The 14,355-nt window shown below is 71.2% G+C and carries 13 protein-coding genes; 3 read left to right on the top strand and 10 right to left on the bottom strand.

The window, feature by feature from the left end; genetic code table 11:
* Positions 1-390: 390 nt before the first annotated feature.
* The 9 genes from GCE65_RS06695 to uvrC all read right to left on the bottom strand — a co-directional run bounded on the left by GCE65_RS06695 (position 391) and on the right by uvrC (position 9,532).
* The gene (locus GCE65_RS06695; protein WP_153877839.1) at positions 391-741 is read right to left on the bottom strand and encodes an RNA polymerase-binding protein RbpA; all 351 of its coding nucleotides are present in this window, start codon (positions 739-741) and stop codon (positions 391-393) included.
* 34 nt (positions 742-775) lie between these two features.
* Positions 776-1,021: a preprotein translocase subunit SecG gene (gene secG, locus GCE65_RS06690; protein ID WP_153877838.1), complete on the bottom strand. Its 246-nt coding sequence runs from the start codon at positions 1,019-1,021 to the stop codon at positions 776-778.
* 170 nt (positions 1,022-1,191) lie between these two features.
* Positions 1,192-1,989: a triose-phosphate isomerase gene (gene tpiA / locus GCE65_RS06685; protein ID WP_153877837.1), complete on the bottom strand. Its 798-nt coding sequence runs from the start codon at positions 1,987-1,989 to the stop codon at positions 1,192-1,194.
* A 12-nt stretch (positions 1,990-2,001) separates the two neighbouring features.
* The gene (gene pgk / locus GCE65_RS06680; protein ID WP_153877836.1) at positions 2,002-3,201 is read right to left on the bottom strand and encodes a phosphoglycerate kinase; all 1,200 of its coding nucleotides are present in this window, start codon (positions 3,199-3,201) and stop codon (positions 2,002-2,004) included.
* Between the two features lie 79 nt (positions 3,202-3,280).
* Positions 3,281-4,285 carry a type I glyceraldehyde-3-phosphate dehydrogenase gene (gene gap, locus GCE65_RS06675; RefSeq protein WP_153877835.1) on the bottom strand — a complete coding sequence of 335 codons (1,005 nt, stop codon included), beginning with the start codon at positions 4,283-4,285 and terminating at the stop codon, positions 3,281-3,283.
* A 233-nt stretch (positions 4,286-4,518) separates the two neighbouring features.
* Positions 4,519-5,499: a DNA-binding protein WhiA gene (gene whiA, locus GCE65_RS06670; protein WP_153879183.1), complete on the bottom strand. Its 981-nt coding sequence runs from the start codon at positions 5,497-5,499 to the stop codon at positions 4,519-4,521.
* Between the two features lie 17 nt (positions 5,500-5,516).
* The gene (gene yvcK, locus GCE65_RS06665) at positions 5,517-6,536 is read right to left on the bottom strand and encodes a uridine diphosphate-N-acetylglucosamine-binding protein YvcK (RefSeq protein ID WP_152818907.1); all 1,020 of its coding nucleotides are present in this window, start codon (positions 6,534-6,536) and stop codon (positions 5,517-5,519) included.
* The gene (rapZ, locus tag GCE65_RS06660; protein ID WP_152818905.1) at positions 6,533-7,480 is read right to left on the bottom strand and encodes an RNase adapter RapZ; all 948 of its coding nucleotides are present in this window, start codon (positions 7,478-7,480) and stop codon (positions 6,533-6,535) included. Before rapZ ends, yvcK begins: the two co-directional genes overlap by 4 nt.
* A 12-nt stretch (positions 7,481-7,492) precedes the next feature.
* Positions 7,493-9,532: an excinuclease ABC subunit UvrC gene (uvrC, locus tag GCE65_RS06655; RefSeq protein WP_153877834.1), complete on the bottom strand. Its 2,040-nt coding sequence runs from the start codon at positions 9,530-9,532 to the stop codon at positions 7,493-7,495.
* A 33-nt stretch (positions 9,533-9,565) separates the two neighbouring features.
* Here uvrC and GCE65_RS06650 point away from each other — a divergent pair, with 33 nt between their 5' ends.
* Both GCE65_RS06650 and GCE65_RS06645 read left to right on the top strand, forming a co-directional pair.
* On the top strand, positions 9,566-10,054 hold the full coding sequence (locus GCE65_RS06650; RefSeq protein ID WP_153877833.1) for an OsmC family protein: 489 nt from the start codon (positions 9,566-9,568) through the stop codon (positions 10,052-10,054).
* 100 nt (positions 10,055-10,154) lie between these two features.
* Complete coding sequence (locus GCE65_RS06645) at positions 10,155-10,484, top strand: DUF4342 domain-containing protein (RefSeq protein ID WP_153877832.1); 330 nt, start codon at positions 10,155-10,157, stop codon at positions 10,482-10,484.
* A 359-nt stretch (positions 10,485-10,843) separates the two neighbouring features.
* On the opposite strand, the gene uvrA is transcribed toward GCE65_RS06645, so the two are convergent.
* Entirely contained in the window at positions 10,844-13,819 is a 2,976-nt protein-coding gene (gene uvrA / locus GCE65_RS06640) for an excinuclease ABC subunit UvrA (RefSeq protein ID WP_153877831.1), read from the bottom strand.
* Positions 13,820-13,993: 174 nt separating this feature from the next.
* Between uvrA and GCE65_RS06635 the strand changes: the two genes are divergently transcribed.
* Positions 13,994-14,275, top strand: a complete 282-nt coding sequence (locus GCE65_RS06635; RefSeq protein WP_152818895.1) for a YciI family protein — start codon at positions 13,994-13,996, stop codon at positions 14,273-14,275.
* Positions 14,276-14,355 lie beyond the last annotated feature (80 nt).

Raw genomic sequence — 14,355 nt, 5'->3', positions numbered from 1 at the left:
CGACGGGGCAGCATCAGACTCCGCCCAGCCGACCCCGCGGGGAAACTCCTCGGCGCAGCGCACCGGCTCCCCACCACGCACCGAGTCGACACCCGGCCCACGGGCAGGATCGGGGACGATCCCCGGTGCCCGACACCAGCAAGTCTCCCCGCACCGACGCGGCAGCATCAGACTCCGCCCAGCCGACCCCGCGGGGAAACTCCTCGGCGCAGCGCACCGGCTCCCCACCACGCACCGAGTCGACACCCGGCCCACGGGCAGGATCGGGGACGATCCCCGGTGCCCGACACCAGCAAGTCTCCCCACACCGACGGGGCAGCATGCCGGCAGGCGCACGAACGCCCGCCGCCCCTCACGGGGTGCGGCGGGCGTTTCGGAAAGTCGGCTGTGTCAGCCGCCGCGGCGGGCGCGGAGCGCGGCGAGCGCCTCCTCGAGCAGGGCGGCGCCGTCCTCCTCGGAGCGTCGTTCCTTCACATAGGCCAGGTGGGTCTTATAGGGCTCGTTCCGCGGCGGGGCCGGCGGATTCTGCTGGTCCTGCCCGGCGGGAAGTCCGCACCGCGGGCAGTCCCACGTCTCGGGGATCGCCATCCCCGGTTCGCCGGCGAAGCTCGGGCGCACCTCGTGCCCGGTCGCGCACCAGTACGAGACCCAGACCCGTGGGGCCGCCTCGCCCCGCTCGGCCTCGCCCATCGGCCCCGCACCGACGCGGGACCCTCGAATAGCATTACCGCCTGTGACCACAGGGAGACTCCTTCAGAGGTGGAACCGACTCGACTCAGAAGTCGAACTTGCCCGCAAGGTTCAACAGCACGATCACGATGACCCAGACGGCGCTGCAGCCGATCGTGATCCGGTTGAGGTTCCGCTCGGCCACACCGGAGGAGCCCATGCGCGAGGAGACACCGCCACCGAACATGTCGGAGACCCCGCCGCCGCGGCCCTTGTGCATGAGCACGCTGAGCACGAGCAGCAGGCTCGTGATGATGAGCAGGATCTGGAGGGTGAGGCGAAGCGCGTCCACTCGGTTTCCTCTGTTGGTTCGGGGTGATCCGGGGCACGACTAAGTGACCTGGATTCTAGGGACGTGGATAGTTTACGCGATATCCGGCGGCGCCGCGACGAGCACCGCCGCGACCGCGCGCCGTCGCCGGCCGGGAGGCGTGTCCCGGCCGGCGATGGCGGTGGAGCGACTCAGGCGCCGGTCGTGTGCGACTGGTAACGCACGATCGCCGCGAACTCCTCGGCGTCGAGGCTCGCGCCGCCCACGAGAGCACCGTCGACATCCTCCTTGACCATGAGGGCCGCGACGTTGCCGGACTTGACCGACCCGCCGTAGAGGATCCGCACGGCATCGGCGGTCTCGGCCGAGTACAGCTCGGCGATACGCCCGCGAATCGCGGCGCAGACCTCCTGCGCGTCCTCGGGAGTGGCGACCTCGCCGGTTCCGATCGCCCACACGGGCTCGTACGCGATGACGCTGCGGGCCACGTCGCCGGCGGAGATGCCGGCGAGGGCGCCGTCGACCTGGGCGAGGGTGTGGGGCACGTGCTCGCCGGCCTTGCGCACCTCGAGGCCCTCCCCGACGCAGACGATCGGGGTGATGTCGGCCGCGAGTGCCGCCGTCGCCTTGGCGTTGACGACGGCCTCGTCCTCGCCGTGGTACTGACGGCGCTCCGAGTGCCCGATGACGGCGTAGCTCACGCCGAGCTTGCCGAGCATCGTCGCGGAGATCTCGCCGGTGTAGGCGCCGGAGGCGTGGGCGGAGATGTCCTGGGAGGCGTAGCCGATGCTCAGCTTGTCGGCGTCCACGAGGGTCTGGACCGAGCGCAGGTCCGTGAACGGCGCCGCGACGACGACCTCGACGGCGCTGAAGTCGTGCTTGACGTCGCCCAGGGTCCAGGCGAGTTTCTGCACGAGGTGCGTGGCCTGGTGGTGGTCCAGGTTCATCTTCCAGTTGCCCGCCATGAGCGGGGTACGGGTGGTGGCCACGTGGGCCCCCTTTCAGTGAGTGAGGACGTCGATTCCGGGCAGGGTCTTGCCCTCGAGGAACTCGAGGGAGGCCCCACCGCCGGTGGAGATGTGGGAGAAGCCGGCCTCGTCGAAGCCGAGGAGCCGCACGGCCGCGGCGGAGTCGCCACCGCCGACGATCGAGAACGCGCCGGCCGTGGTCGCCTCGACCATCGCGGCCGCGACGGCCTTGGTGCCGCCCGCGAACGCGGCGAACTCGAACACGCCCATGGGACCGTTCCACACGACCGTCTTGGCGTCGCGGATCGCGTCGGCGAACGCCACCGAGGCGTCCGGGCCGATGTCCAGGCCGAGCTGGTCCGTGGGGATCGCGTCGGCCGCCACGACGGTCGCCGGGGCGTCGGCCTTGAACTCGGGCGCCACGACGATGTCGGCGGGCAGCACGATCTCCACGCCGCGCTCGGCGGCGGTGGCGAGGTATCCGCGGACCGTCTCGATCTGGTCGGCCTCGAGCAGGGACTTGCCCACGTCGTGGCCCTGGGCGGCGAGGAACGTGAACACCATGCCGCCCCCGATGAGGAGCCGGTCGGCCTTGGTCAGCAGGTTCTCGATCACGCCGAGCTTGTCGGAGACCTTGGAGCCGCCGAGCACGACGACGTACGGCCGGGCCGGGTCCTCGGTGGCCTTGCTCAGCGCCGCGATCTCCTTGGCCACGAGCAGTCCCGAGGCGGCCGGCAGCAGCGTGGCGATGTCGTAGACACTCGCCTGCTTGCGGTGCACGACCCCGAACCCGTCCGAGACGTAGGCGTCGGCCAGGGCGGCCAGCTCGCCGGCGAGCTCGGCCCGGGCGGCCTCGTCCTTGGAGGTCTCACGGGCGTCGAAGCGGACGTTCTCGAGCAGGGCGACCTGGCCGTCGGCGAGACCGGCGGTCACCGCCCGGGCCGAGGGACCCACGAGGTCGTCTGCGAGAGTGACGGGCGCGCCGAGGAGCTCGCCGAGGCGGGCGGCGACGGGGGCGAGCGAGTAGGCCGGGTCGACCTGCCCCTTGGGGCGGCCGAGGTGGGCCATGAGGACGACCCGGGCTCCGGCGCCGGTGAGCGCCGTGATGGTGGGCAGGGCGGCGCGGATGCGGCCGTCGTCGGTGATGGTCGTGCCGTCGAGGGGCACGTTGAAGTCGGCACGGACGAGCACGCGCTTGCCGCGCAGGTCGCCGAGCGAATCGATGGTCTTCATGAATCCTCCGCATCAGTGCGCCCGCGGACCCCTCGAGGGATCCGCGGGCGCAGCGATCACTGGTTGGTCAAGCTGTGTGTCAGAGACCGGCGCCGACGAGCTTGGTCAGGCTGACGAGGCTCGTGGAGTAGCCCCACTCGTTGTCGTACCAGGAGACGACCTTGACCTGGTTCCCGCTCACCTTGGTGAGCTTGGAGTCGAAGATCGAGGTGTGCGGGTTCGAGATGATGTCGGAGGAGACGATGTCCTCGTCGACGTACTCGAGCACGCCGGCCAGCGGGCCCTCGGCCGCGGCCTTGACGGCGGCGTTGACCTCGTCGACGGTCACCTCGCGGTTCGCGGTGAACGTGAGGTCGGTGGCCGAGCCGGTGATGACCGGAACGCGCAGGGCGTACCCGTCGAGCTTGCCCTTGAGTTCGGGCAGCACGAGCGAGACGGCCTTGGCGGCGCCGGTGGAGGTCGGCACGATGTTCAGCGCGGCGGCGCGGGCGCGGCGCAGGTCACGGTGCGGGCCGTCCTGGAGGTTCTGGTCGCCGGTGTAGGCGTGGATCGTGGTCATGAGGCCACGCTCGATGCCGATCGCGTCGTTCAGGGCCTTGGCCAGGGGCGCGAGGCAGTTCGTGGTGCACGACGCGTTCGAGATGATGTGGTGGCTCGCCGGGTCGTAGCTGTCGGAGTTGACGCCCATGACGAACGTCGCGTCCTCGTTCTTCGCCGGGGCGGAGATGATGACCTTCTTGGCCCCACCGTCGATGTGGGCCTTGGCGGCGGTCGCGTCCGTGAAGAAACCGGTGGACTCGATCACGATGTCGACGCCCAGCTCGCCCCAGGGCAGGTTCTTCGGGTCCCGCTCGGCGAACGCGCGCACCTTGGCTCCGTCGACGATGATGTTCTCGTCGTCGTAGGTGACGTCGTCGCTCAGCTTGCCCTGCACGGTGTCCCACTTGAGCAGGTGCGCGAGGGTCTTGTTGTCGGTGAGGTCGTTCACGGCGACGACCTCGATGTCGGCGCCCGAGGCGACGACTGCGCGATAGAAGTTTCGGCCGATGCGGCCAAAGCCGTTGATTCCGACGCGGATGGTCACAGTTTTCCTCCTGGCGCGCACCCGGCGCGCAAAATAGCGTCCGATGGTCACTGCTGCACCGTGGGAAACGAGCGGGCTCGCGGGCACAGCAAAGGTGAGGACTACTCGGCTAGGGGCGCCATCGTCGTCCTCACGCCTCTTACTTTACTACGTCTTGGCGCGCCGCGGATACGGGTGCCGCGGAGTGAGACCGGAGTCTCACCCGCGGCGCGCGTCGATGCCGCACGTCGGGCCTACAGGTCGAGCATGTCGGGGGTCAGGCCCGCCTCGGTGTCGGGCACCCCGGACTCGTGCGCCCGCTTGTCGGCCATCGCCAGGAGACGGCGGATCCTCCCGGCGATCGCGTCCTTGGTCAGCGGGGGCTCGGAGAGTTGGCCGAGCTCCTCGAGGGAGGCCTGCTTGTGTTCGAGCCGCAGGGTGCCGGCCTGGCGGAGGTGATCGGGCACGTCCTTGCCGAGGATCTCGAACGCGCGCTGCACGCGGGCGCCCGCGGCGACGGCGGCCTGGGCGGATCGGCGCAGGTTCGCGTCGTCGAAGTTCGCGAGCCGGTTGGCGGTGCCGCGCACCTCCCGGCGGATCCGTCGCTCCTCCCAGGCGAGCACGGCCTCGTGGGCGCCCATCCGGGTGAGCATGGCGCTGATGGCGTCGCCGTCGCGGATCACGACCCGGTCGACCCCGCGGACCTCCCGGGCCTTGGCCCCCACGTCGAAGCGGCGGGCCGCACCGACGAGCGCGAGCGCGGCCTCCGGTCCGGGGCAGGTGACCTCGAGCGAACTGGACCGGCCGGGCTCGGTGAGGGAGCCGCGGGCGAGGAACGCCCCGCGCCAGGCGGCGACCGCGTCGGTGAGCGAGGCGGAGACCACCTGCGGCGGCAGGCCGCGCACGGGACGGCCGCGGGAGTCGAGGAGACCGGTCTGGCGGGCGAGGGCCTCGCCGTCCTTGACGACGCGCACGACGTAGCGGTTCCCGCGCCGGAGCGCGCCGCCGGAGACGACGATCACCTCACTCGCGTGCCCGTACACCTCGGCGATCGCGACCCGCAGCCGGCGCGCGGCGATCCCGGTGTCGAGTTCGGCCTCGATGACGATCCGGCCGGAGATGATGTGCAACCCGCCGGCGAACCGCAGGGTCGCGGCCACCTCCGACTTCCGCGCGGAGACCCGCTCGATCTGCAGCCGGGCCAGTTCGTCCTTGACGGTCGCCGTGAGCGACATGGCCGATGCCGGCGCGGTCATTCGGCGTGCTCCCCGACGTCGCCCATGGTCCGCTCGAAGGCGTCCCGATACGCGGCGGCCAACCGTAGATTGTCGTGCCGCGGGGTCCCGTCCCCGGCACTCACCTGGCGCAATAACACCCGAGCTCCTACTTCCTTGGCACTGTCGGCCAGGTCGTCCACGTCCTCCACCGCGCTGGGGTCGGCGATGATGACATCGATGTGCTGAGCGGGAGCGTACTCCCGGAACGACCGGACGTGATCGGCTGCTGAGAAGCCGGCGGTCTCCCCCGGCTGCGAGGCCAGGTTCAGCGTCAGGGCCAGTTTAGCGCGCGTGGCGCGCAGCGCATCGGCGAGCTCGGGCACGAGCAGGTGTGGCATGACCGACGTGTACCAGGAGCCGGGTCCGAGCACGACCCAGTCGCTGCGCCGGATCGAGGTCACGGCCTCCGGGCACGCGGGCGCGTCGGGCGGGCAGAGGCGCACCTGGTGCACCCGACCGGACGTCACGGCCACGCGGCTCTGGCCCCGGATCAGCTGGGTGCCGGGCCAGCCGGGGTGGCTGATCTCCGCCTCGATCTCGAGCGGCACGGCGGCCATCGGCAGCACCCGGCCGTCGGCGTCGAGGAGCCGAGCGATGAGGTCGAGGCCCGCCACCTGGTCGCCGAGCAGCTCCCACAGCGCGACGATGAGCAGGTTCCCCACCGCATGCCCGTTGAGCGGGCCCGAGCTGGTGAAGCGGTGCTGGAGCACGTCGCGCCAGGTCTGCCCCCAGTCGGACACGTCACACAGGGCCGACAGCGCCATCCGCAGGTCGCCCGGGGGGAGCACGTCGAGTTCCTGCCGCAGCCGCCCCGAGGAGCCGCCGTCGTCCGCGACCGTGACCACGGCCGTCAGGTCGGAGGTGAGGTGGCGCAGCGCCGAGAGCGTGGCGGCGAGCCCGTGCCCGCCGCCGAGGGCCGTGACCTTGAGCGGCGCCGGCCGCGTGGGCGGCGTCACCCCCGGGGGGAGGTGCCGGGGCGTGGCGGGCAGGCTCATTCCCGCCCCAGGTCCCGGTGGAGGGTGCGCACGCTCTGGCCCGCGGCGCGCAGCCCGGCGGCGATCGCCTCGGTGATGGCGACGGAGCGGTGCTTGCCGCCGGTGCAGCCCACCGCGATCGTCACGTACGGCTTCTGCTCGTGCACGTAGCCGTCGAGCACCCCGGCGAGGAGTTCGACGTACCTCTCGATGAACACCTCGACGCCGCTGCGGCCGAGCACGTAGTCGCGCACCGGGGCGTCCTTGCCGGTGAGGTTGCGCAGTTCCGTGACCCAGTACGGGTTGGAGATGAAGCGCACGTCGACCACGTGGTCGGCGTCGAGCGGCAGCCCGTACTTGAACCCGAAGGAGACGACGTTGATCCGCAGCGCCCGGTCGGTCTCGCCGGCCACGACGTCGCGGACCATCCGGGCCAGGTCGTGCACGGACAGGTCCGTCGTGTCGATCGTCACGTCGGCGCGGGTGCGCAGGTGGGCGAGCAGGGTGCGCTCGTGGGTGATGCCGTCGAGCATCCGACCCTGCCCCTGGAGCGGGTGGGGGCGCCGGTTCGACTCGTAGCGGCGCACGAGCTCGGAGTCGTCGGCGTCGAGGAAGACGATCCGGTAGTCGATGTTCTGGGAGCGCAGGTCGGCCAGCGCGCCCACGAGGTCCTCGAAGAACTGGCCCGAGCGCACGTCGACGACGGCCGCGAGCCGGTGCACGCCGCCGGAGCCCTGGCTCATCATCCCCGAGAGCACGGCGAGCAGCTTCGGCGGCAGGTTGTCGACGACGTACCAGTCGAGATCCTCGAGCACGGCGGCCGCCCGGGAACGGCCCGCGCCGGACATGCCGGTGATGATGATGATCTCGGGGCGGACGTCCGGCACCGGGGCCGCCTGCTGCTCGAGCACCGGGACGCCGGTGGGCACGGTGAGCGGGTTGGACGGGTCACTCGGGGCGGTCATGCCCCCAGGATGTCACGACGGAGGCGCGGACGGGCCCGCGTGCAGCGCCACCACGATGGCCTGGGCGAGCGCAGGCCCGATTCCCGTCACCGTGGCCAGTTCCTCCGGGGTGGCCCGGCGCAGCGCCCGGACGGAGCCGAACGCCGCGAGCAGGGCCCGCTGCCGCGCGGGGCCGAGCCCGGGCACGGCGTCGAGCTCCGAGCGGGTCATCCCGGTCGAGCGCCGCTTGCGGTGGTGGGTGATGGCGAACCGGTGCGCCTCGTCGCGGAGGCGTTGGAGCAGGTAGAGGCCGGGGGCCGTGCGCGGCAGCACGACCGGATAGTCGTCGTCGGGGAGCCAGACCTCCTCGAGCCGTTTCGCGAGACCGACGAGGGCGACGTCCGTGATCCCCAGCTCGTCCAGGGCGCGCGCGGCGGCCGCGACCTGCGGCCGGCCGCCGTCGACGACCACGAGGTTGGGCGGGTAGGCGAATCGGCGTGCGCGCCCCGGCCCGGCGGCCTCCGTGCCTGTGGACGACGCAGCCTCGCCCGGGGCGTCCGGCTCGCCGCCCGTGGCGGCCGATTCGCTGGCCCGGGCGGCGGCCTCCTCCTCCTCGGTGAGCACCCAGCTGCCGTCGCTGCGGGCCGGGCTGCCGGAGTGGTCGCGCAGGTAGTGCCGGAACCGGCGGGTGATCACCTCGGCCATGGCCTCGGTGTCGTCGCGGGCACCCTCGCCGTCCGCGCCGCGGATGTTGAACCGGCGGTATTCGCCCTTGCGGGGCAGGCCGTCCTCGAACACGACCATCGAGGCCACCTGGTTGGTGCCGCCGGTGTGGGAGACGTCATAGCACTCGATCCGCAGCGGCGAGGTGTCCAGGTCGAGGTGCTCCTGCAGGTCCGCGAGCGCCTGCGAGCGGGCCGTCAGGTCGCCGGCGCGGCGGGTCTTGTGCAGCGCGAGGGCGTGGTCGGCGTTGCGACGCACGGTCTCGGCCAGGGCCCGCTTGTCGCCGCGCTGCGGGGTGCGGATGCGCACCTTGGCGCCCCGCTTGGCGGTGAGGAAGCGTTCGAGCTCGGCGTGATCGGTCGGCTCGGTGGGGACGAGGATCTCCTTCGGGGTGGCGTCGCGGTCGCCGGCCGGGGCGTCCCCGTAGACCTGCAGGAGCAGGATCTCGACGAGTTCGGCCTCCGAGGCGTCCTCGACCCGCTCGGTCACCCAGCCGCGCTGGCCGCGCACCCGGCCCTCCCGCACGTGGAACACCTGCACGGAGGCCTCGAGGTCGTCGGCGGCCATCGCGAAGATGTCGGCGCTCGTGCCGTCGGAGAACACGACGGCGTTCTTCTCGACCACCTTGGTCAGCGCGGCCAGGTCGTCGCGGAGCCTCGCGGCCCGCTCGAAGTCGAGCTCCGCCGAGGCCTCCCGCATCTCGGCCTCGAGCCGGCGCGTGTACGGTCCGGTCGCCCCGGCCATGAAGTCGCAGAACTGCTCGGCCAGGTCGCGGTGATCCTCGGGGCTGATCCGGCCCACGCACGGCGCCGCGCACTTGTCGATGTAGCCGAGCAGGCACGGCCGGCCCGACTGCTCCGCGCGCCGGTACACCCCGGCCGAGCAGGAGCGGATCGGGAACACCCGCAGCAGCAGGTCGACGGTCTCCCGGATGGCCCACGCGTGGGAGTACGGCCCGAAGTAGCGGGTGCCGGGCTTCTTCGCTCCGCGCATGACCTGCGCGCGCGGGATCGTCTCGCCCATGGTGACCGCGAGGTAGGGGTAGGACTTGTCGTCGCGGTACTTGACGTTGAACCGCGGGTCGAACTCCTTGATCCACGCGTATTCGAGGGTGAGGGATTCCACCTCGGTGGCCACGACGGTCCACTCGACGCTCGCGGCCGTGGTGACCATCTGGAAGGTGCGCGGATGCAGGCCGGCGGGATTCTGGAAATAGGAGGAGAGCCGCTGCCGGAGCGACTTCGCCTTGCCCACGTAGATGACTCGGCCGACCGCGTCGCGGAACTTGTACACCCCGGGCTCGGCGGGGATCTCCCCCGCCTTGGGGCGATAGGTGGACGGATCGGCCATACCCGACAGCCTAGTTCGCGCTAGCGTGTGGTCATGAGCGGCGTGCACTCCTACACGGTGAACGTGCTGTGGACCGGGGCCGGGACGTCCGGCACCGAGTCCTATACCTCCTACGCCCGCGACCACGAGGTCGTGGTCGCCGGGAAGCCCGCGATCGAGGGGTCCTCCGACCCGGCCTTCCGCGGCGACGAGTCCCGCTACGCCCCCGAGGAGCTCTTCGTGGCCTCCCTCTCGCAGTGCCACATGCTCTGGGCGCTGCAGATGGCCGCCCGCGCCGGCGTGCGGGTGGTGGGCTACTCCGACCGGGCGATCGGCGCGATGCGCATCCAGTCGGTCGGCGGCGGCCAGTTCATCGGCGTGACCCTGCATCCCCAGCTCACCGTCGCCGACGAGGTGGACGAGGAGGCCGTGGCCCGCATCCACGCCGACGCCCACGCGTACTGCTTCATCTCCCGCTCGGTCAACTTCCCCGTGCGGATCTCGCCGGTGACCACGATCGTCGCCGCGCCCGAGCAGCCCTGAGCCACCGGCGGGCCTCACCCGACCAGCATCCTCGATGATCCCCGAACACGGTGTTCCCCGAACACAGTGGTCCCCGAACACAGAGAGCGGACATGATCCCATGAACGATTCCAAGCAGGGCGAGGCCTGGTACGAGGAGTTCAAGGTCGCGGGCGACAATCTCGTGGCGAAGGTCAAGGAGCTCGTCGCCGAGGGGAACGTGCGCCGGGTCTACATCAAGAACGACTCGGGGCGCACGCTGCTGGAGATCCCGCTCACGGCCGGGGTCGCGGTCACAGCGGCCGCCGCGATCCTCGCCCCGGTGCTCGTGGCCGTCGGCGCCGTCGCGGCGCTGCTCACGAGCGTGACCGTGGGCGTCGAGCGGGTCGGCACGAGCGAGGGCGACGCACCCGCCGACCCGGACGACGAGGCGGACCTAGGCCACTCCTAGCGTCACTGGCCGCTCAGCGACTCGAACCCGTCAGGCTGTGGCCGTCTCGATCTTCTGCGCCTTCGACGAGGCACCCGCCTCGTGAGCCTCACCGCTCGGCGCGAGCCGCTCCCTCACTGAGGCGGTGACATGCGCTCGGCGGCGGGGTCAACCTGGACCACAATGTGACACGAAGCGGTCCGAGCGCTGAACGAATATCCGGACTCGAGGCACTGACCGACCTGCGCGGGCATCCGCTGACCCCGAATATCCTGGCTAGCCTGACCCGGCCGGTCGAACGGTAGATCGTGCACCGAAATCCGCCGGGGGCGGTGCCAGAAGCACCATTCGGTAGGCGAAGTCAGGCCGGAAGGTCATCCTCAGGCCGTGGCGGCCTTGACCTTCGCCGCCTTCGCCTTCACGGCCGCCGCGGACTTGCGCGCGGAGCGCGCCTTCGGGCGGGCGAGGGCCGCGACCGGGGTGACGGGCTTGAGCTCGGGTGAGGAGCCGGCGTCCAGAATCTCGGCGATGAAACGGCCGGTGTGACTCGCGGGCACGGCGGCCACCTGCTCGGGCGTGCCCTGGGCGACCACCGTGCCGCCGCCGTCGCCGCCCTCGGGCCCCATGTCGATGAGCCAGTCGGCGCTCTTGATCACGTCGAGGTTGTGCTCGATCACGATCACGGTGTTGCCCTTGTCGACGAGCCCCTCGAGCACGTGCATGAGCTTGCGCACGTCCTCGAAGTGGAGCCCTGTGGTGGGCTCGTCGAGCACGTACACGGTGCGCCCGCTCGAGCGCTTCTGCAGCTCGGAGGCGAGCTTGACCCGCTGGGCCTCCCCGCCGGAGAGGGTCGGGGCGCTCTGCCCGAGCCGCACGTACCCGAGGCCGACGTCCACGAGGGTGGTGAGGTGGCGGGCGATCGCCGGCACCGCCGCGAAGAACTCGGCCGCCTCGGCGATCGGCATGTGGAGCACGTCGGCCACGGACTTGCCCTTGAAGTGCACCTCGAGGGTCTCCCGGTTGTAGCGCGCGCCGTCGCAGACCTCGCACGGCACGTACACGTCGGGCAGGAAGTTCATCTCGATCTTCAGGGTGCCGTCGCCGGAGCAGGCCTCGCACCGGCCGCCCTTGACGTTGAAGGAGAATCGGCCCGGCGTGTAGCCGCGCACCTTCGCCTCCTCGGTCTCGGCGAAGAGCCGGCGCACGTGGTCCCACACCCCGGTGTAGGTGGCCGGGTTCGAGCGGGGGGTGCGCCCGATCGGGCTCTGGTCGACGTGCACGACCTTGTCGAGGTTGTCGATCCCCGTGACCCGCTTGTGCCGCCCGGGCACGAGCCGGGCGCCGTTCAGCTCGTTCGCGAGCACCTGGTAGAGCACCGTGTTCACCAGGGTCGACTTGCCCGAGCCGGACACGCCGGTCACCCCGATGAAGCAGCCGATCGGGAACTTCACCGTGATGCCGCCGAGGTTGTTCTCCCGCGCCCCCTCGACCGTGATCCACCGGTCGGGATCGGGCCGGCGACGCGCGTCGGGCAGCTCGATCCGCCGGCGGCCGGCAAGGTAGGCGCCCGTGAGCGACTCGGTGTTCGCGAGCAGGCCGGCGACGTCGCCCGAGTGCACGATGTGTCCGCCGAGCTCACCGGCACCGGGCCCGATGTCGACGATGTGGTCGGCGGTGCGGATCGTGTCCTCGTCGTGCTCGACCACGATGAGCGTGTTGCCGAGGTCCCGCAGCCGCGTCAGCGTGTCGATGAGGCGGCGGTTGTCGCGCTGGTGCAGCCCGATCGAGGGCTCGTCGAGCACGTAGAGCACGCCCACGAGCCCGGACCCGATCTGGGTGGCGAGCCGGATCCGCTGCGCCTCGCCGCCGGAGAGCGTGGCGGCCGCCCGGGCGAGGGTGAGGTAGTCGAGGCCGACGTCGAGGAGGAACCCGAGGCGGGCGTGGATCTCCTTGAGCACCTGGGCCGCGATCGCCGCCTCCCGCTCCCCCAGGGTCAGCTCGTCGAGGAAGACCTTGGCCGAGCGGATCGGCAGGTGCGTGAGCTCGGCGATCGACTTGCCGCCGACGGTCACGGCAAGCACCTCCGGCTTGAGCCGCGTGCCCCGGCACACGGGGCACGGCACCTCGCGCATATACCCCTCGTACTTCTCCCGCGACCACTCGGATTCGGTCTCGCCGTGCCGGCGCTGGAGGAAGTCGATCGCGCCCTCGAACCCGGTGGAGTACTGACGCTCGCGCCCCCACCGGTTCTTGTAGCGCACGTGCACCTTGTGATCCTTGCCGTAGAGCACGGAGTCCTTCGCGCGCTGCGGCAGGGCGCGCCACGGGGTGGTCATGGAGAAGCCCAGGTCGTCGGCGAGGGCCGTGAGCACCCGCTCGAAGTATTGACTGTTCGTGGACGCCCACGGCGCGACCGCGCCCTCCGCGAGGCTCAGGTCCTCGTCCGGAACCACGAGCTCCGGGTCGACCTCGAGCCTGGTGCCGATGCCCGTGCACTCCGGGCAGGCGCCGTAGGGGGCGTTGAAGGAGAACGTGCGCGGCTCGATCTCGTCCAGCGCGAGCGGGTGCTCGTTCGGGCACGCCCGCTTCTCGGAGAAGCGCCGTTGCCGGCCCTCGTCGCCGGGGTCGAGGTCGACCAGGTCGATGATCACGAGGCCCTCGGCGATGTCGAGCGCGGTCTCCACCGAGTCCGTGAGCCGGCGCCGGATGTTCTCCCGCACGACGAGCCGGTCGACCACCACGCTGATCGTGTGCTTGATGTTCTTCTCGAGTACCGGCGGCTCGGCGAGGGAGATCGTCTCACCGTCGACCTGCGCGCGGGAGTAGCCGCGGGTCTGCAGGTCACGGAACAGGTCGGCATACTCGCCCTTGCGGCCCCGCACCATCGGCGCGAGCACCTGGAACCTCGTGCCCTCGGGCAATTCGCGCAGCTGGTCCACGATCTGCTGCGGCGTCTGCGCGGTGACCCGTTCCCCGCACACCGGGCAGTGCTGCGTGCCGGCGCGGGAGTAGAGCAGCCGCAGGTAGTCGTACACCTCGGTGATCGTGCCCACCGTCGAGCGGGGGTTCCGGTTCGTCGACTTCTGGTCGATCGACACCGCGGGCGAGAGCCCCTCGATGAAGTCGACGTCCGGCTTGTCCATCTGCCCGAGGAACTGGCGCGCGTACGCGCTGAGAGATTCGACGTAGCGGCGTTGCCCCTCCGCGAAGATCGTGTCGAACGCCAGCGACGACTTACCCGAACCGGACAGGCCCGTGAAGACGATGAGCCGGTCCCGGGGAAGCTCGATGCTGACGTTCTGGAGGTTGTGTTCACGCGCGCCGCGAACCACGAGGGAGTCACTCACGGCGTCCATGGTAGACGCCCGAACGCGGCTCGTACAGCCGTTCGAACCTCGTGTGCCTGCTTGCGGCGGTCACCGCACCGGCCGCGCCCCGGGTCGCGAGGACGGGAGTAGCATCCGGATCGTCATCGGTGGGGCGGTCCGCCCCGCCCTCCACGCAACGCTTTCGAATGGACGACGCAGCTCATGTTCGTAGTCACGTACACCTATGACCCGGTCACCGCCGAGACGGCCGACCGGGTGCGCCCCGACCACCGCGCGTTCCTCGCCGCCCTCGCGGCCACCGGTGAGCTCGTGGCCTCGGGGCCGTGGCTCGACGGAGAGGCGGGAGCGCTCATCCTTCTGCGCGCCGACTCCCGCCAGGCGGTGCTCGACCTCCTCGAGGCAGATCCGTTCCGTGCGGCCGGCGTGATCGCCGAGCGCACGGTGCGGGAGTGGAACCCGGTCATCGGGGTCTTCGCCGAGTAGCCACTCCGGCCGCGGCGCCGTCGAAGCAGCGTCAGGCCCGAGACACCGTGAGGCGCCCTTCAGCGCCGCCTTCGACGACC

This window comes from Pseudactinotalea sp. HY158 (assembly GCF_009660225.1).
Taxonomy (GTDB): Bacteria; Actinomycetota; Actinomycetes; order Actinomycetales; family Beutenbergiaceae; genus HY158.
The sequence above is the reverse complement of the archived record's forward strand: the minus strand, read 5'-3'. Positions and strand labels throughout refer to the sequence as shown.